Source organism: Hymenobacter sp. FMD4 (assembly GCF_058932745.1).
The window spans coordinates 25,075-43,374 of the sequence record NZ_JBZYWH010000017.1 but is presented as its reverse complement, the minus strand read 5'-3'; the positions used below and the strand labels follow the sequence as shown (position 1 = coordinate 43,374).

The window sequence follows — 18,300 nt, the reverse complement described above, 5'->3', positions numbered from 1 at the left end:
CTAACCAGAGCAGTGGGAGTCCGAAACGTTATTTACCAAATAAACGACCGAAGAAGCCTTTCTTCGTTTTGGTTTTGGTCTTGATGATGTTGTTGCCGGATACTGTGGTCGATTTCGTTACCGAGGGACGCTCCGTCGCGGCGGGGGCGGTAGCTACTGGGGCTGTTGCCGGAGCAGTGCTTGCGGCGGCCACCGGCGCCTCTGCCTGTACAATCACGGGGCCGGCCTCCGAGCCAATGGTAGTCACGCGCAACGGGCCGCTTTCATTGTGCAGACGGTCGATGGCGGTGATGTAGTAGGCGTACTCGGTGCCAGGGCGGGCGGCGGTATCCACCAAAGCCAGGGTGGTACGGTGAAAGCGCGGCTGAATGGCCACGATATGCTTCGGGTCGTCGGGCGTGGGCTGCTCGCCCTGCGCGAAGCGGTACACCACGAAAGCGTAGGCCGAGTCGCCATCGGCGGCGGCGGGACCAGGGCGCCAGGTGAGCGTGACCGGGCCACCGGCGCGCACCAGCGTGAGCTGCTGCACCGAGCGGGGCGGTACGGCGTCTTTCCACGGCATGGTAGGCATCAAAGCCGGGTAGCGGAAGAGATTTTCGCGCAGTGAATCGGTGGTTTTGAGCGGGTTGTTCAGCACCGATTTGGCCGAGAAAAACACGCTACCGCTCACGTCAGTGGGGTACGAGCGGTTCAGGCGCACTTGCCGTGGCAGCTCGCGCGGGTTGCGCCACGTCGTGTCCGACTTCGTGGTTTCGAACATGCGGTACGCGCCGTGCCCGATGTACAGGTGCCGATCAAAGCGGTTGCGCGACCACCACTCCAGCAGCGTGGGGTAAGCGGCCACTTTGAAGTTGGTGCTCCAGTACAATTGCGGCAGTACGTAATCGACCCAACCCTGACGCAGCCATTCGCGGGCATCGGCGTAGAGGCCGGTGTGGCCCTGGAAGGCCTTGGTATCGGAGCCGTCGGGGTGGTTTACCTGGTTCATCCACACGCCGAAGGGCGAGATGCCAAATTTCACCCAGCGCTTGGCGCTATCGATGGAGTCGTGCACCTGCTGCACCAGCTGGTTTACGTTGCGGCGACGCCAGTCGGCCACGTCCAAACGCTGGTCGTTGTACCGGGCGTAGGCTTGCTGATCCTGAATGGTCTGGCCCGGATCGGGGTACGGGTAAAAGTAGTCGTCGAAGTGCACGCCATCGATGTCGTAGCGGCGCACCACGTCCATGATAACCTGGGTAATGTAATTGCGCACCTCGGGCAGGCCGGGGTTGTAGAGCAGCTTGCCGGAGTAGCGGAAAAACCACTCCGGGTGCTGCCGAAATTGGTGGTTGGGCGCCAAGCGGTCGGTGGCGGTGTCGGTACTAGCGCGGTAAGGATTAAACCAGGCGTGGAACTCCATGCCGCGCTTATGCGCCTCCTCGATAAGGAAAGGCAGTGGGTCCCAGCCCGGCGCTTTGCCCTGCTGGCCGGTCAGCCACTTGCTCCACGGCTCCAGGCTGCTTTGGTAGAACGCATCGGAAGCCGGACGCACCTGCACAAACACGGCATTGATGCCGGTGCGCTGCTGCTGATCCAGCATTCGGATGTATTCCTGGCGCTGCTGCTCGGGCGTGAGGTTGCGCCGGCTCGGCCAGTCGATGTTCTCCACCGTCGCAATCCAGACGCCACGCAGTTCCCGCTTGGGCGGTGGCGTGGGAATGGGCGCCGTGATGATGGGGCTTTTAACCTTGGCCGGGGGCGGCGCGGGGGCCGAGGGCTGAGCCACCACGGCCGAAACAGACGAAACAAACAGCGCCAAACCGGCGGCAAACGACAAACAACGACGCATCAACAAATCACAGTGGACAACTTCGGCATCAGCCACAACCAGCCGACCCCGTTTGCCCGCTGCAAGTTACGCACGTCGTGGCCCAGCCTCAACGCCGCAAGGTGGCAAAAGGCAGATCCAGCAGCGGAAATTGCTCCCAGCCACGGTGGTCGAAGTGCCACCACTCGGCGCGGTAGTTCACGAAGCCGTGCCGCTGCATGGCCGCGTGCAGGGCCGCCCGGTGCCGCAGCACGTCCGCAGGCAGCTGCTGATAATCGGAGTGCGCCAGGGGCGTGACGGCGTCGAACTCTGTGGGCATGGGCAGGTCCTGGCCGGTGCGCAGGTCCACCAAGCCCACATCTACGGAGCAGCCGCGGTTGTGCCGCGAGCCGCGGGTGGGCGGGGCGGCGTACGTTTCGTCGGGCAAGGCTTCGTACAGGCGCACCGTGGCAGTATACGGCCGGTAAGCGTCGTAAATCTTCAGCCCGTAGCCCTGCTTGGCCAACTCCTGCTGCACCCGGCGCAGGTCTTCGGCCACTGGCCGGCGCAGGTAGGCTGCCGGTTCGGTATACAGCGGTTTGCCTACCAGATTGTTGGCCGTGGCGTAGCGGATATCGAGCCGCAGACCGGGAATGAGCCGCGTCAGATCGATCAGCTCGTGGGCTGGGTCGCGGCGCACTTGCTGGCGGTAGAGGGCCACGTCGGTTACCACGGCCAAGCCGTACTGATTAGGTGGAATAGCGGGTTGTTGCACAATCATCATGGGGTCGCGCGTTCGTTCTTCTCGGCCCAATACGTCCGCACCTGCTCGCGGCGGCGCGGCGAGGTGCGGCCCAGCTCGTACTGATAAACCATTTCCCCCAACCGCCGCAGAAACGGGAAGCCCACGGTGTCGTAGTCGTAATGGTCGTCGTTCAGCACTTCGTCGCTGTTGGTGTACACCACTGCCGAGAGCATAAACTCCACGCCCCGCAGCGAATCCACGATGCAGGCATTGTCGATCAGAAAGCCGTAGGCCTGCCCGATCTTGTTATAGATGCGCACGCCTTCGGGAAGCGGCCTCGTCTTGTTTCCGGCCAGCAGAAACTTAGCGTAGTTGTCGGGGTACTCTTTGGGGTCGTACTTCGGAAATTGACTTTCCCGCGGCAGCAGGCGCATGTATTTGCGCAGGAAGGCGTAGTCATCGGGCAGCAAGTCGAAACGCTGCCGGACAGGCACAAAGTCCGGAAACAGCAGCGCCCGCAGCACCTGTTGCTGCTCGGTGAGCGGAAAGAAGTTCTTGGTGCTGAAATCCAGCGGCTCGTCGATGCGCTTTTCGCCCTGCATGTACGCCTTGCCCACCATGCTATTGGTGGCTGCCAGCGGGGGCAGCGCGCCTTGGTTGAATGCGGCCGGTTGGCGGTGCAGCACCGTCTGGCGGCTGGTGTCGGCAAAAAAAATCACCGGGTTGGTATGCCGGGAGCCGGGCTCCTTGTCCCCTACCGACAGGCGGTGAATGATGCGTGTGCGCTGCAGGCCCAGCTGCCGCAGGCTTTCCTGCAAATACTGTTGCCCCGCGTACTCATACAGCCGATTAAAAGCATCATTGTCACTGACGAGCAGAATCTTGCGCACGTATTGCCCCAGCGTGGGCCGGTAGCCGCGGGCGCTACTGTCCATCAGCACCCGCGTTTGGCCGGCAAAGGCCGAATCAATTTGCAGCAACGTTTCGCGCTCCAACTTAGCGGCGCTCAGGCGGCGCATCTTCTGCAAGGCTACGGCTGCCGCGGGCAGCTTCACGGTGCTAGCCGGGTAGAAATATTCCTCCGGCTTCAGTCGGTACGAGTAAGACTTAAACGACGGCCGCCCCTGCGCATCACGCCGGATTTGGGTATAGATGATTTGCAGCCGATGCGCGGCCGGATTGGCCATGACTTTGCGCACGGCCGCGGTGGTATCGCGGCGCAGCAGCGCGTTCAGCGGATTGCCTAGCTGGGCTTGCGCCGCCGGCCCAATAGTCAGCAGCAAGCAGGACACAAAAAACCGGTTCATCAGGCCGGAAGATACTTCACGGGCCGATGAACCGGTACAAAAAACAAGCGAATGGATAAAGTTCGGGGTTGGCTAGCGGCTTATTGCGCCGGTCATCCCGCACTCATTAGCTTACTGATTGTCGGCGTCGTCAATTTTACCGCCGTCGTTGGCCGAGCTTGGGGCCGACCCACCGTTGCTATACGTCGACTTGTAGTCCGTCGTATTCTTGGTCTGGTTGGCTTTTTCGTTGTCTTGCCCACCGCCCTGGTTTTGCTGCGAGGCAGGTACCTGGCCACCGCGGTTCGAGCTGCCTTTGGCATTTTCGCCGGAGGCGGGCTGCTGGTTTAGGTTGTCGGAATCGTTGCCATGGTTGCCGCCGTGCTGGCCGTGGGTGCTGCGGCTGGCTTCGGACGTGCCTTCCGTGCTCGGGCTGGCACCGCCCATGCGCTTCTGCTCGCTGCGGTTCACGTTGCCGTCGGGGCTGGTTTTATCGATGGGGGCCTGGCCGGGCGCTACCTGACGGTTGGCGTTCGGATCGTTGGCGCTATTGCTGTTCTGCTTGTCTGCTGACATGGCTCGGTGCGTTTTATTGTTGGTCGCCTTGGTTGGATTCGTGCCGGCCGCTGTTCACGTGCTTGGCCGCTTCACGTACCTGCGAGCCAGCAGAAGGCAGTTCATCGGGATTATCCTTGGCGTTACGCTCGGCGGCCTCGCGGGCATCCTTTTTCAGCGGAAACTGGTTCTGGCCGCTGTTGGCCACGCCTACTTTATCGGCGCCGCTGCTTTCCTGATTGGTCGGATTCGGTTGTTCGCTTTTGGGTTGATTGCTCATAGCTGTAGGGGGGAATTAGAGGTGAGAAGTGAAATGGTAAGGGGAGGGTTTAGGAGCTGGTGCAACGGTGAGCTTGGCTTTTGCCTATACGCACCCTTCAACTTCAAAAACTTACTCGTCCCTGTTTACAGTCCCGGCACTTGGCCCGACTGACTGCCCGATGAGGCCGTGCCGGCCGAAGTGGTGCTACCGCCCACGTCGCCGTCGGCGGCGTTGCCAGGGTTGTTGTATTCAGTGCTGCGGCTCACGTTTTTGCCTGTGGTGGGCTGGCCGCCCACATTGCCACCGCTGCCCGAGTTGTCATCGGCGTTTTCGCCGGTGAGCACGCCCATCCGGTCGCCCATGCCAAAGCGGCCCTGCGGGTCGCGTTCCTGCTCTGACGGGGGCTGGCCCGAAGCCGTGGCTTGGGCATCGTATTCGCGGCCGGCTTCGCGGGCGTTCATCTCCTGGTTAAACGGTTCCTGCTGAATTGGATCTTGTTCCATGGTGTTTTGGGTTCGGGGGTGCGGTACATGGCTATACGGCAGGCCGGGGCCGCGGTTCGGCTGGCAGCCTTGCCAAGTTGGCGGGCCCTCACGGCTTGGCAAACTTGTAGCGGGCCCCTTTGGCATGGCTTCTTCCTCGCCCCTGGCCGATGCTTTCGCCCGCAAAACCGACGCCGAGCTCCTCTACCTCACGCAGCACGGCCGGTCGTTTGCGCCTGAGCTGGTGGAAGCAGCCTGGGCTGAGCTGCGCCGCCGCGGCCAGGTTCCGGAACCCGAAGCCACCCCTCCCACTCCTGCTGCCACCGCCTTGCCCGGCGCCAGCGCCGTGGCCGTCACGCTCGGCCTGGCCGGCTTCAATATCCTGATCTACCTGCTGATGGTGGCCAGCGGGGTAGATGCCGTGCAGCCCGCCGGGCAAGACCTGATAGCCTGGGGCTCCAACTATACCCCGCTTACTACCGGCGGGCAATGGTGGCGCCTGCTTACGGCCTGCGCCCTGCACGGTGGCTTGTGGCACCTGCTACTCAATACCTACGGCCTGCTGTTTATCGGTGCTTTGCTGGAGCCGCTGATCGGCCGCGGGCAGTTGTTGTTACTCTACGGCCTGACGGGCATCGGCGGCAGCCTTGCGAGCTTGTGGTGGCACACAGGCGGCGTCAACAGCGTGGGCGCTTCGGGGGCTATTTTCGGCTTGTACGGGGCTATGCTGGCCCTCACGGCCACCAATGCCACCAAGCTCAGCCGCCCTGCCCGGGCCGCGCTGTTTGTGCACACGCTCTACATCGTGGGCACCAACTTCGCCACCACCATCAACCCCAGCGTCGACCATGCGGCGCACTTGGGCGGCTTGCTGACGGGCTTGTTGCTGGCGTGGCCTTTGCTGCGCCGCCACACTGCCGCTTAGCACTGGGCGGCTCTCCCTCACCCGATGATGTGATTGACGGGCAACATCTTGTGCCTGACCTTTGCAACCATTCAAGCTTTCTAATACTCTTTCTCCCGACCCAACTATCATCCCTGACTATGAAAAGAATCTTACTGCTTCTCGCGCTGCTCAGCCCGCTGGCCAGCTGGGCCCAGAGTGTCCCCAACAACGGCTTCGAAACCTGGGTGCAGCGCAACGGCCGCGAGTCCGTGCAAAGCTGGTCTTCCCTGGACGACGCCTTAGCCGCGCAGGGCATTCCTATTTCGCTTGACTTCGTCACCAAATCTACCGACCGCCACTCCGGCAACTTCGCGGCCCAGCTTCAAAGCCGCACCTTCCCGATTCCGATACCGGGCTTTACCGGCTTTCTGCCTTCCGTCCTGGTAATCGGCTCCATCAATACCAGCGCCGATCCGGATGACCTCGATAATGCCGGCGGCGTTCCTTTTACCAGCCGACCAGGCAGCGTGCGTTTTTGGTACAAGGCTACGCTAGCCCCTAATGATTCGGCCGGTGCGTTTGCTCAGCTGTACCGCGGTCCGCGGTCCAATCAGCAAATGATCGGTATGGGTGGGCTTAACCTAGTGGCTCGTAGTACCTTTACCCAGGCAGCTTACAACATTGAATACGCTCCCGGCACGCTGGCTCCTGACACGCTACGCATGGGCTTTATTGCCGGCACCGGCAATGCAGCCGCGTCTTCCTCGCTGATTGTGGATGAAATCACCTTCGGTGCCCGGGTGCTGTCCAACAAGTCGGCCCAGCAGCTGGCCTCTTCGCTGAGCGTGTACCCCAACCCCAGCAGCACCGGCGAGTTTGCCCTGGCCTCGCTCGATAACCCCGAAGTAGCCACCGCCCCGCTCACCGTCACCGATGCCATGGGCCGCGTGGTATACACGGAGAAAGCCGTAGCCAAAAGCTTCTACAACGGCCGCGCCCTCAACATGCAAAACCAGACTCCGGGCGTGTACATGCTCCGCCTCGAAACGGCGGCCGGTCCGGTTACCCGCCGCCTTGTGATTCGCTAACCCGCTTCTACCGTTCCTACTCTCAACATGAAACCCGCCCGGGCACTTTGTCCGGGCGGGTTTGTTTATTACCGACAAGTCCGTTCGGCTTGCTTATTAGTACTGCTCACGCGGCTTAGCAGGCCTAGTAGTGCTGTCGCTCACCTTGGCTTTTGTTTTGGGTCCTGAGTTTGGGCCGTGAAACGTTTCGGCCAAACAAACCCAGAACATAGCCCGGGGCAGCGCGTACCTTTCTGCGCTGTTCAGGTTTTACACTTTTATGGAACGCCCGCCTTCATCCTCTGCTGATACTCCCAAAGCCTCGCCGCGCTGGCGGCGGGTAGCCGCGGCCCTTGGTCGAGCGGCCACGGCTCCGTTTTCCGGCCCCGATGCGCTCAACTATCCCGGCCGAAGCTACCGTCACTTTCTGCTCCCAGCCCTGAACGGCGCCATCGGTGACCAGCTAGAAGCCCGCGGCGACCAGCGCGCCATTCAGCTCAGTTTCCGCCGCAACGGAGCTGATATAGCACCATCGGAGCTGGACCTTACCGATGGCCCCCGGCGCACGGTGGTGTGGCTGCACGGGCTGATGGGCGACGAATTCATCTGGCAGACCGGCTCCGCTGATATGCCGCGCTTTGGGCCGCGGCTCGAAAAAGAGCTGGGCGTGCGCAGCTTGTACGTGCGTTACAATTCCGGTCGGCACATTTCGCAAAACGGCCGCGAGCTAAGCCAGCTGCTGACGGAGTTGCAGGTCGCCTGGCCCGACGCCATTGAGGATTTGGTATTGGTGGGCCATTCCATGGGAGGCCTAGTCATCCGCAGCGCCGGCTACTACGGCCAAGAGGGGCAGGCTACGTGGATTGATAAGCTTCGCCACGTCTTCCTACTGGGCGTCCCTAACGAAGGCTCGTTCCTGGAACAGAACAGCTTCCTCACGGCCCTCATGCTACGCCGCTTCGATCTTCGCCTGGCCCGCCTGGTAGCCGACACCATCGACCGACGCTCCAATGGGATTCGCGACCTGCGCCACGCCCGCCTCGTCGACGAAGACTGGCAGAACCCGCACGCCGACGACTTGCTGCCGCCACGCACGGAAGTGCCACCCTTACCCGGCGTCACTTACCACGTGCTGGCTGCCTCGCTGCTGAAAAACGCCCAATCGGTGCTGGCGCAGTACTTCGGCGACGGGCTGGTGGGCAGCGGCTCGGCCACGGGCAGCGTGTTCAAAAGCACTACTTCAGGCCGGAGTCAGATTTTGATTAATGTCTTTCCTCGTCAGCACCACGGCACCCTGCTGGCCAATCCTGAGGTGTACGAGTACTTGCACAGGCACTTGTAAGCCAAGCGCCGGTGATGTCGGTGCAGAAACGTGGCTCCCTTCCAGCGTTTCTCGGCAAGCACAGTTGCCAATGAGCGTTTTCCGGTAAGCTCGGCGGGCAGTATCTTCGGCTTCTTTTTGCCGAGGAATGCCGCAAGTAGTGATTGAGGACGTTGCGCTGGAGTTGGTGCGCAAAAACATCCGTACCATTCGAGTGACCGTGTATGCCCCGGACGGGCGCGTGCGCGTGGCCGCGCCCCTGCGCATGCCCCAGCAGACGATTCACGAGTTCGTAGCGGCGCGGCGCGAGTGGATTCGCAAGCATCAGGCCGCCATGGCCGCCCGCGAGCAACCCACCACCCTGCAATACACCGACGGCGAACTGCATTACTACCAAGGCAAGTCGTACACCCTACGCGTAGTGCCTACGCCCGGCCGGACCCGCGTCGTACTCGATGAAGAACGCGGCGAGCTGGTGCTGCACCTACCGGCCGAATCTACGCCCGAGGAGCAGGCCCTGCTCCTGACCAACTGGTACCGTCAGCAGCTCAAGGCGCTGGTTCCTGCGCTGCTGGCCCAGTGGGAACCTGTGGTGGGCCGGCAAGCTGCTGCCTGGGGCGTAAAGCAAATGAAGACGCGCTGGGGCACTTGTAACATCCAGGCCCGCCGAATCTGGCTAAACCTGGAGCTGATCAAGCGTCCCCAGCTCTGCCTGGAATACGTGGTGGTGCACGAACTGGTACACTTGCACGAGCGCCTCCACAACGCCCGTTTCTGGGGTCTGATGGATCAGTTCATGCCAGATTGGCGGGTGCATAAAACGGAACTCAACCGGGTGATGCTCAGTCCACGCGCCTTGCCTGATGCGGATTAATTGACGGTCTAAAAAATTGTTAGCCTTACCCTTACGGGTGCCGCTATTTGGACATGGCAAATGAGTCGGGGATACCCTTTACCGCCGCAAAGCGGGTATACCTTGCCATGGAAGCCCAGTCGCCCCTGGAAGGCAAGGGCAGCTCATTTAAGCCGGAGATATAAGCAATGGAGCTTGGCTATGTTAGTCGGCCCTCAGGGCTTATCAAGAATGCCTAACATTCCTGGTGTTCTTCTCACAATGCAAAAGCGGCGCCTGCTTATGAGCAGGCGCCGCTTTTGCATACAAGACTTAGCCAACCAGCTTAGGTCAACTTCACAACCAGCTCACCAAAACCAGCCGGTACCAGCAGCTGTGGCAATTCGCCCGCGCCGTAGCTAGAGGGCGCCAGCTCTACGTCCAGCGGTTGGCCGTCCACGGTAGCGGTGAAGGCATCAGAGGCAATGAGGCCGTGCAGCACTACGCGGCAGACCGTCCACGTGGGCGTCAGCGCGCCTTCAATCTGCTGCTGCAGCTTCAGGCCAGCGGCCGAGCCGCTCACGGTGTAGGTGCGCAGCGTGTATTGGCCTTCCTGGTACCCGTAGCCTTCGCCGCCGTCGTCGTAGTGGGTGCTGGTTTCCTGGCCGTCTTTGAAGTATACGTGCAGGGCCAGCTCCGTTACGGGCAGTTCCTCCACGTACTGCATCACGGGGCGCACCGGAATGACGGCGCCGGCGCGCACGTACACCGGAATGCGGTCCAGCGCCGCCGGAGCCCACACTTCGGCGCCGCCTTCGCGGGCCTCGTCGGTCCACCAGTAGTACCAGTTGCCTCTGGGCAGGTACATCCAGCGGCCATCCACGCCAGCCTGGGTGATGGGGCACACCAGCAGGTGGTCACCCACGCCAAACTCGGCCATGCGCTGATACGTCTGCACGTCGCTTTGGTCCAGGAACGCCAGGGGGCGCAGAATGGGCGTGCCCTGCTGCACGTACTGCCAGAAGGCGGTGTACATGTAGGGCAGCAGGCGGTAGCGCAACTCGATAAAACGGCGGGCCAGATCGGTAAATTCTTCGCCGAAGGACCAGGGCTCTTGGTCGCCGTGGTCGCCGCTGCTGTGGGTGCGGAAGAACGGATGGAAGGCCGCCAGCGCCACCCAGCGCACGTATAGCTCGCCATCGGGGGTGTTGATAAAGCCGCCCACATCGGAGCCGATGAAGCTAAAGCCGGAAATGCTTAGGCGCTGGCACTGGATGTTGGCCAGCCACAAATGCTCCCAGGAAGCCACGTTGTCGCCGGTCCAGCCGGAGGAGTAGCGCTGCCCGCCCGAGTAGGTGCTGCGCGTGATGGTGAACGGCCGGTTGGGGTAGCTGAAACGCTTCACACCCTCGTTGGTGGCGCGGGCCATCTGCATACCGTACACGTTGTGCGCCTTCTTGTGCGTACAGGAGTTCCCGTCGTAGTCGAAGCGCACGTCGTCGGGGAAGGTGCCCTTCTCGAACACGGCCGGTTCGTTCATGTCGTTCCACACGCCGCGCACGCCCACGTCCTCGATGAGGCCCTTAAACAGGCCGCTCCACCACTCACGCACCGTGGGGCGGGTGAAATCGGGGAAATGGCAGAGGCCGGGCCACACCGAGCCTTTCATCAACGGTCCGTCGCCGCGGCGGCAGAAATAGTCGTTTTCGAAGCCTTCCTGCCACACCGGGTAGTTCGGGTCGATTTTGATGCCCGGGTCGATGATAACGATGGTCTTGAAGCCATCCTCGGCCAGTTCCTGCACCATCTTCTTCGGCTCGGGGAAGTGCTCCGGGCTCCAGGTGAAGCAGCGGTAGCCATCCATGTAGTCGATGTCGAGGTAAAGCGCGTCGCAGGGAATCTGGCGCTTCCGAAACTCCGCACCGATGCCGCGAAACAACTTTTCGGGGTAGTAGCTCCACTTGCACTGGTGGTAGCCCAAGGCCCACAGCGGAGGCAGTTCGGGCGTGCCGGTAAGGCAGCGGGTGTAGTCCTGCGTGACTTCGGTGAGCGTGGGGCCGTAGATAAAGTAGAAGTTCATCTCGCCGCCGTGGGCCCAAAAGCTGGTCACGTCGGCGCGCTCGGCCGCGAAGTCGAAGTAGCTCTTAAAGGAATTGTCGAAGAAGATGCCGTAGGCCTGCTTTTGGTGCAAACCCAGAAAGAAAGGAATGTTCTTGTAGAGCGGGTCGGAGCCTTTGACGTAGCCGTAGGTGTCGGAGCCCCAGTTACAGAAACGCTGCCCGCGCAGGTTCATGTTAGCAGGCTTATCGCCGAGACCGAAATAGTGCACGCCGGCCTGCACCTGCTGGCTCATCTTCACGATGTCATTGCCGGTCTCGTAGTCGTACTCCCAGTGGAAACCCTTTTCGTACTCGCAGAGCACCGTGCCGGAGCGGTTCATCAGGCGCACGTGCATGCCTTCCCGGCCCACGATGCAGATTAGGCGGCCGGTGGTAAGGCGGTAGTGGTCGTCTTTCTCCACAAACTCCAGCAACGTGGGCGCCTGCCGCTGGGGCACACCGCCCTCGAAGGCGTAGCTAAAGTCTGGGGCGAAGTAGCCGTCGGTGCTGTAGCGGAAGCGAATTATTTTATCGGTGATGACCTGCACGAGCAGCACCACCCCGTTGTCGCTGGTAAAGCGGAAATCCGCCTTCCCCGGAACGACTTCAGCTCGTACGACCCGGCCCGGAAAAAATTCCTGCTTGGCCTTCTGAGCCAGGTCGTTAATCATGTAATTATTTTCCTGAATCGTGGTATTGTCCATGTCAGTTCAGGGTTGCGGCAAACTAGGTGAAAAAAGAAGGCCCGGCTGGGGTTAACAGCCGAGCTAGCCCGCAAGGTAAGCAGGTTTAGGGCGATTATAGTTGTTTGCCCGCTGCGCTCATGCTAGGTTCGTGGCACACGTATACAGCTCATGCCTATGACTGCCACTGCCCCTTCCTCCGTGCTGTTGCTGGCCTGGGACCATACGTCCGAAGCGCTGCCCCTCTCCCAAGCCCTACCTAACCCCGCCAATTCGCAGCTTTGGCTGTCGGAGCCGCTGGGAGCCGGGGCCACGCCCGCTGGCCTGACCGTAAAACTACTGGGCCGGGAAATTCCTGCGGGCTCCGCGCTGCAAGGCGTAGGCCAGGTAGCTCCCGCGGCGCCGTACCTCGGCAGCAGTTCCGCGCCTGCGGTCAGCTTTGCCGGTACGCCGGCCCCGGTTCGGGTGCCGGCTGCGCCGTACGCTGGCGCCACGCACAAAGTGCCCGCCGAGCCGCTCACGCCGCCGCCAGCGACCGGAGAGCCTGGCCCGGCCGAAACCGCCGAGCTGGCCAACGAATTTATCTTGCCGCCGGTGCCAGAGCTACCGCCCGCACCACCCGCCGACCACACGGAGCCAACCCCGCAGCCCGTTGCCCCCCCTGCGTCGGTAGTAGCGCCCGATCCTCAACCCACGCTTACCGCTTTTCCGCCTATCGAGAACCCAGCGGTGCCCGAGGCGCATGCCCTGCTCGATACGGTGGAGGAAGATGGCGACGATTTGAACTTCCGCATCATTCAGTATGCCCGCCACGCCGCGCGGCTGGCGCACGATGCTACCTTTGAGGTAGTATTTGCACCTGATTGGCCATCTTGGCTGGCCGGGGTCGAAATTCGCCACCTCACGCGCCGGCCGCTGGTGTTGCGCGTCACTCAACTGGCCGCCGACCGCACCACGGCCTCTACCCGCGGCTGGGGCGAGGCGCTGGAGCGGCTTACCCTGCCCCACGCCGACCGTATCTTGGTATCGGATCAGGGTACGGCCGACCGTCTTTGCGCGATGTACCGTATTCCGGCTGAGCGGGTGCACGTGCTGGCGCCTGGCTCCGCTCCCGACCTCGCTGCCGCTCTCGTGCTCGAGGCTCGTCTTCCCGCTTAATCGTTCCCTTTGCCCTTCCCTGCGTTATGTCCCAAGTCCCGCCTTTCACCCCCGAACACACTTTTGAAGCCACGCTCGAGCTCGACGGCGAAAGCGGCGGCGTGTTCCTGCTGATTCCCTTCGATGTGAAAGAAGTGTACGGCACTCGCGGACAAGTGAAAGTGCTGGCTACCTTCGATGGGTTTCCCTATCAAGGTAGCCTTACCCCCCTTGGCGACGGGCATCACGTCCTGATTGTGCCGCGCACTATCCGCAACGCCATCGGCAAAAGCTGGGGGGAAGATGTGCACGTAGAACTGGCCCAGGACACGGCCCCGCGCGTGGTGGAAATATCCGAGGACTTTGCCCGCGCCCTGGCCGCGGTACCGGGCAGCCGCGAGAAATTCGATCAGATGTCGTACACGCATCAGCGCGAATACACCCGCTGGATAGAGGCCGCCAAGAAAACAGAAACGCGCTATGAACGCATGCGTAAGGCCGTGGAAATGATCAGCGCCGGCAAGAAACGGGGCTAGTATTCGCACCGCAGCCTAAGCTTGCTACCAGCTGGCAGCTGTACTCACTGTGCTTCGGGTGACGAAGCAAGAGCTAGCAGTACTGTTGCGGCAGTAACCCAAGAGCCACCGTACCAAACACAAACGCGCCCCAGGTTCTACTCTGAACCTGGGGCGCGTTTTTCAGCTAGGCCGTTACCTACTTTACTCGTTGCAGCACCTGTGCGGTGCGCGTGGGCAGATACAGGCTCAGGAAAGGCGTGCCGTGCTCGTCGGGCAGCGTAAAGTGCTTCACATCGGTGGCGATGCGACCGAAGCCACCGAACTGCAGCGCGTCGGAATCCAGTACGGGGGCATAGCTGCCGGCAGTACCGGCAAAGAACCGATAATCGGGCAGGCTGCGCTCGGGGTGGAAGTTGAAGATAAAAACCAGTCCGCCACGCTCGAAGGCCATGACTTTGTTGTCTTCATCGAGGTGGAGCAGGCGGCTGGCGGCGGCGAGGAAACGCGTGCGGCGTTCCAGGGCTATCATGGACTGATCGAACTGCAGCCAGTTTTGGTAGTACAGGTCGGGGTTATCGGCCAAGGACCACTGCCGGCGGGCGTGGTGGTGGCTCCAGTCGTTGCCCTGGCGCGGAAAGTCAACCCATTCGGGGTGGCCAAACTCGTTGCCGATGAAATTCATGTACGCCTCGCCTCCAGCACCCAGCGTCACCAAGCGAATGAGCTTGTGCAGGGCGATACCGCGGGTGGTGATAATATCGGGCTCCCGCAGGCGCGACATGCTGCTGTAAATGCGCTCATCAAGCAGCCAGTGCGACAGGGCTTTGTCGCCGACCAACGCCTGATCGTGCGACTCGCAGTAGGCCACGGTTTTTTCGCCCGCGCGGCGGTTGGTAAGCTGATGCCAGAGGCCGCCCATGCTCCAGTCTTCGTCGCGGGTGTGCTTCAGCAGCTTGATCCAGTAATCGGGCAGGCCCATGCCCAGGCGGTAGCCGAAACCCAGGCCGCCCTCCGCTACGGGGCGCGCCAGGCCGGGCATGCCGCTCATGTCTTCGGCAATAAGCAGGGCTGATTTCTTGACTTCCTTCACCAGGGTCGTAGCCATCTGTAAGTACAAAATGGCGTCCTCGTCGGCTTCGGGACCGAAATATTGGGCGTAATCAGTAAAGGCTGTGCCCTCACCGTGGTGGTGGTAGAGCATGCTGGTGACGCCATCGAAGCGGAAGCCGTCGAAGTGAAACTCCTCGAGCCAGTAGCGCAGGTTGCTCAGCAGAAACTGCTGCACCTCGGGCCGGCCGTAATCAAACAGCAGCGAATCCCAACCTGGGTGCTGACCCCGTTCGCCGGGGTGGAAATACAGGTTGCCGGAGCCGTCGAAATTGCCGAGGCCCTCGGCTTCGTTTTTGACGCTGTGCGAGTGCACCACGTCCATCACCACGGCCAGACCACGGCGGTGCGCCTCGTTCACGAGGTACTTCAGGTCCTCGGGAGTGCCGAAGCGGGCCGAGGGCGCAAAGAAATTGGCCACGTGGTAGCCAAAGGAGCCGTAGTACGGGTGTTCGGCTACGGCCATGAGCTGCACCACGTTGTAGCCATCGGCCTGAATGCGCGGCAGGATGTGGTCGGCAAACTCGCGCCAGGTACCTACGCGGCCTTCTTCCAAGGCCATGCCTACGTGCGCTTCGTAAATCAGCGGCTCCTTCACGTAGTTGTTCACGCGAAACTGTTGGTCGGTCCACTGAAAAGCTTCTTCGGGACGCCATACCTGGGCTGCGAAGTCCTTGGAGTGCTCATCCTGCACCACACGGCGCACGGTGGCGGGCAGCCGGTCTCGGTGGCCATTGGCGGCTACCACGTGCAGCTTGTAATGCGAGCCGTGCGTGAGGTTGGGGAAGGTTTTTTCGCTGAGGAAGGTTTCCCATACACCGTCGGGGCGGCGGGTAAGTGGGGTGTAGTGCCGGTCCCACTCGTTGAAGTCGCCCATCACAGACACAGCCTCAGCGGCCGGGGCCCACTCACGCACCCAGTAGCCACGGCGGCGCACATCGTAGTGCAGGCCTAAGTGCTGGTGGCGGCAGGCGTAGCGGCTGAGGGAGCCACATTCCAGGTGTATTTCGGTCAGGCGCGCCTCCAAACGGTCGAGGCGGCGCTGAATAACATCGGCGTAGGGAGCCAGCCAGGGGTCTTGCTGCACCAAGGGCAGCGCCGTAACGGCAGTAGCAGTAGATTCCATGCGTACAATGTGTTAAGCCCTAAAGGTACGCGCCGTTGGCTTTTGTCAAGCCGATGGCCGCAGTGGCTTATTTCTTAAATAAACTACACAAATAAAAGACACCTATCCGATTCATCCGCAAGCGGTTGCTGGCACTAAACCTTCGCAAGCCAACGATACAACCGTAAGTGGCGCGGAGTGGTACTGCGCGGGCGGCTGCAGGCCGCCATCCGGGATTGGGCTGTTCGGGTAGCAGTCCCAAAAGCATCGAACGTCCATTGGCGCCTTAAAAGCCGCGTCTCCCCTCTTAATTCTACTCCACTACTACCAGCTCCACGCGGCGGTTTTTGCGGCGGTTGTACTCGTTGTCGTTCGGCGCTACAGGCTTGCTGCCGCCATAGCCGATGGTTTGCAGCCGCGCAGCCACTATGCCCTGCCCCACGAGGTACTGCTGCACGTGCTGCACGCGCTCCTCGCTCAGCTTCACGTTTAGCTTCGGGTCGCCTTGGTTGTCGGTATGGCCTTCGAGACGAATTTTGAGGTCCGGATTGTCCTTGAGCACCTGCACGAGGCGGTCCAGCTCGGGCATGGAAGTGGGCAGCAGGTCGGGCTTGCTTTGCTTGAAAAACAGATTATTGAGGGCAATGCGCTGCCCCGCTGACAAAGGCACCAGTTGCAAGTCGCGGGTGATTTCGCCGAACTGCGTGTTGCTGGTCAAGTTGAGCGTGTCGGCAAGGGGCAGAAAGCCAGGGGCAGTGGCGCGTAGTGTGTAAGTGGCCCCGGCAGGCAGGCTAAGTTGGTAGTTGCCACCGGTAGCGGCATTGGCCTGACCCACGGCCGTGTTTTTGGGCTGCAGCTCGGCTTTTATTTCGGCTACGATGGGCTGCCCCGTGCGGGCATTGAGTGCCCGGCCGCGCACGAGCAAGGTAGCCTTGGGGCGCAGGGCAAGCGGCAGCGCCACCCGAAACAAGTCGTAGGAGCCGCGCTCATTGGTCCCGACGAGGAAAGCGTAGTCGCCGGAAGCCGTGACGCTGAAATAGCCGTCGTCCTGCAGGGTATTGACGCCGGGGCCGAGGTTCAGCGGCTCGCTCCACTTGGTCCAGCTTTCATCGAGGCGCTGGGTCACAAAGATGTCGTCGCCGCCGAAACCGGGGTGGCCGCTGGAGGCGAAGTACAAGGTCTTGCCATCGGGAGCTAGAAAAGGCGCGTAGTCGTCGCCGGGCGTGTTGATGGTGGCACCTAGCGGCTTGGGCTCGGTCCAGAGGCCGCTCGGGGTGAGGTGGCTCACGTACAGGTCGCACTTTTGCGGGTGCGCGGGCGCGTCGAGGGCCAGCAGCATCACGTTGCCGGAAGCGGCCAGGAAGTAGTCGGCGCGCTCGGCGGCGGGCGGCAGGGCCCGAAACCGCACCTGCTCGGGGGCACCCCAGGAGCCATCGGGCCGGCGGCGGGCCATGGAGGCACCGCGCTCGGGCCGGGCCGAACCGTCGGCCTGGTACAGGTTCATGAGCAGGGCCGTGTTGCCGTCGGGCGTGATGCTTTCCACGGCGTTGTTGCCCTCGTTGTTGAGCGGGCGGCCCACGGAGCGCACGTCGGCGTAGCGGCCATCGGGCTGGCGCTGCGCCACGAAGATGTCCAAATTGAGCGCCGTACCCTGCTGCACATCGCGGGCAAAGTACAGGTAGCGGCCGTCGGGGCTCACGCGCGGGTTGGTTTCGCGCAGATCGGGCTCATTGATGGCGGCGCCCAGCGGCTCGCGCTGCATGGTCAGGGGCAGATTGGGTGCGAGGCGGATGCTGGCCCGGTGCCAGATGCGCAGGCGGTCGAGGCGCAGCTCGGTTTCGCGGCTGGCGTAGGGCCCGGCATCGGTGCCGAAGGTGCGCGCAGCGTTCTGCTTCCACACTTCCGCGCCGTCGATGTAGTAGCGAGCTTCGCCGCCGTGCACCAGCACGCGCAAGGCGAGCGGCTTGCCCGCCGCGCCGGGCACGGGCGTGGCGGGGCGCAGCTCCTCCCATTTGCCTTTTTGCCAGCGGCCGATAACGTAGCTGCGGCCGTCATTTTCGAGGGCGAAGACATTGCCGTTGTTTTCATCGGCGGCGCCCCACAGCAGACCGCCGCGGCCGGCTCCGCTTTGCTGCACGGTGGCTTCCAGCGCGTAATCACCGCTGAGGCTGAGCGGCAGCGTTTTCAGCTCCGTGCTGACGTTGCGCCGGTTTTGCAGGCGGTAAGTGCCGCTTTCCAGACTGAAGGTGCAGTCCTCGGTGCGCCCGATGCGCCAGCCCTGCCGGTTGTCATCGAAGGTATCGTCGAGCAACAGGTTGGGCGGCAGTGCCTGGGCGGCGGCCGTGAGGGGCAGCGCCCCAAGCAACAAGTGCAATAGACGGAAACGGTGGCGCATGGGAGGCAGCGGGCAGTGAGCAGCGACGGGC

At 62.2% G+C, this 18,300-nt stretch carries 15 protein-coding genes; 6 read left to right on the top strand and 9 right to left on the bottom strand.

Annotated features, from left to right (window positions below; translation table 11 throughout):
- Positions 1–28: 28 nt before the first annotated feature.
- The 6 genes from AC5FXY_RS15310 to AC5FXY_RS15285 form a co-directional block, all read right to left on the bottom strand.
- Positions 29–1,831: a glycoside hydrolase family 10-like protein gene (locus AC5FXY_RS15310; RefSeq protein ID WP_493557572.1), complete on the bottom strand. Its 1,803-nt coding sequence runs from the start codon at positions 1,829–1,831 to the stop codon at positions 29–31.
- A gap of 88 nt (positions 1,832–1,919) precedes the next feature.
- Positions 1,920–2,573: a M15 family metallopeptidase gene (locus tag AC5FXY_RS15305; RefSeq protein WP_493557571.1), complete on the bottom strand. Its 654-nt coding sequence runs from the start codon at positions 2,571–2,573 to the stop codon at positions 1,920–1,922.
- Positions 2,570–3,841 (bottom strand): serine hydrolase, encoded by a 1,272-nt coding sequence (locus tag AC5FXY_RS15300; protein WP_493557570.1) that lies wholly within the window; start codon positions 3,839–3,841, stop codon positions 2,570–2,572. Before AC5FXY_RS15300 ends, AC5FXY_RS15305 begins: the two co-directional genes overlap by 4 nt.
- A gap of 111 nt (positions 3,842–3,952) precedes the next feature.
- Positions 3,953–4,396, bottom strand: a complete 444-nt coding sequence (locus AC5FXY_RS15295; RefSeq protein ID WP_493557569.1) for a hypothetical protein — start codon at positions 4,394–4,396, stop codon at positions 3,953–3,955.
- Between the two features lie 13 nt (positions 4,397–4,409).
- Complete coding sequence (locus AC5FXY_RS15290; protein WP_493557568.1) at positions 4,410–4,655, bottom strand: hypothetical protein; 246 nt, start codon at positions 4,653–4,655, stop codon at positions 4,410–4,412.
- Between the two features lie 125 nt (positions 4,656–4,780).
- A complete protein-coding gene (locus tag AC5FXY_RS15285; protein ID WP_493557567.1) occupies positions 4,781–5,140 on the bottom strand; it encodes a hypothetical protein in 360 nt (119 codons plus the stop codon).
- Positions 5,141–5,264: 124 nt separating this feature from the next.
- Here AC5FXY_RS15285 and AC5FXY_RS15280 point away from each other — a divergent pair, with 124 nt between their 5' ends.
- The 4 genes from AC5FXY_RS15280 to AC5FXY_RS15265 all read left to right on the top strand — a co-directional run bounded on the left by AC5FXY_RS15280 (position 5,265) and on the right by AC5FXY_RS15265 (position 9,267).
- Positions 5,265–6,044, top strand: coding sequence for a rhomboid family intramembrane serine protease (locus AC5FXY_RS15280; RefSeq protein WP_493557566.1), 780 nt, complete (start codon positions 5,265–5,267; stop codon positions 6,042–6,044).
- A 119-nt stretch (positions 6,045–6,163) separates the two neighbouring features.
- Entirely contained in the window at positions 6,164–7,093 is a 930-nt protein-coding gene (locus AC5FXY_RS15275; protein ID WP_493557565.1) for a T9SS type A sorting domain-containing protein, read from the top strand.
- A gap of 259 nt (positions 7,094–7,352) precedes the next feature.
- Complete coding sequence (locus tag AC5FXY_RS15270; RefSeq protein WP_493557564.1) at positions 7,353–8,414, top strand: esterase/lipase family protein; 1,062 nt, start codon at positions 7,353–7,355, stop codon at positions 8,412–8,414.
- A gap of 127 nt (positions 8,415–8,541) precedes the next feature.
- Entirely contained in the window at positions 8,542–9,267 is a 726-nt protein-coding gene (locus AC5FXY_RS15265) for a M48 family metallopeptidase (protein WP_493557563.1), read from the top strand.
- 304 nt (positions 9,268–9,571) lie between these two features.
- On the opposite strand, the gene AC5FXY_RS15260 is transcribed toward AC5FXY_RS15265, so the two are convergent.
- Entirely contained in the window at positions 9,572–12,028 is a 2,457-nt protein-coding gene (locus AC5FXY_RS15260) for a glycoside hydrolase family 31 protein (protein WP_493557562.1), read from the bottom strand.
- Between the two features lie 156 nt (positions 12,029–12,184).
- Here AC5FXY_RS15260 and AC5FXY_RS15255 point away from each other — a divergent pair, with 156 nt between their 5' ends.
- A complete protein-coding gene (locus AC5FXY_RS15255; RefSeq protein WP_493557561.1) occupies positions 12,185–13,165 on the top strand; it encodes a glycosyltransferase family 4 protein in 981 nt (326 codons plus the stop codon).
- Positions 13,166–13,191: 26 nt separating this feature from the next.
- Positions 13,192–13,680: a YdeI/OmpD-associated family protein gene (locus AC5FXY_RS15250; RefSeq protein WP_493557560.1), complete on the top strand. Its 489-nt coding sequence runs from the start codon at positions 13,192–13,194 to the stop codon at positions 13,678–13,680.
- Positions 13,681–13,858: 178 nt separating this feature from the next.
- Here the strand turns inward: AC5FXY_RS15250 and AC5FXY_RS15245 are convergent, their stop codons facing one another.
- Complete coding sequence (locus tag AC5FXY_RS15245) at positions 13,859–15,895, bottom strand: alpha amylase C-terminal domain-containing protein (RefSeq protein ID WP_493557559.1); 2,037 nt, start codon at positions 15,893–15,895, stop codon at positions 13,859–13,861.
- A gap of 292 nt (positions 15,896–16,187) precedes the next feature.
- The gene (locus AC5FXY_RS15240) at positions 16,188–18,269 is read right to left on the bottom strand and encodes an OmpA family protein (RefSeq protein WP_493557558.1); all 2,082 of its coding nucleotides are present in this window, start codon (positions 18,267–18,269) and stop codon (positions 16,188–16,190) included.
- Positions 18,270–18,300 lie beyond the last annotated feature (31 nt).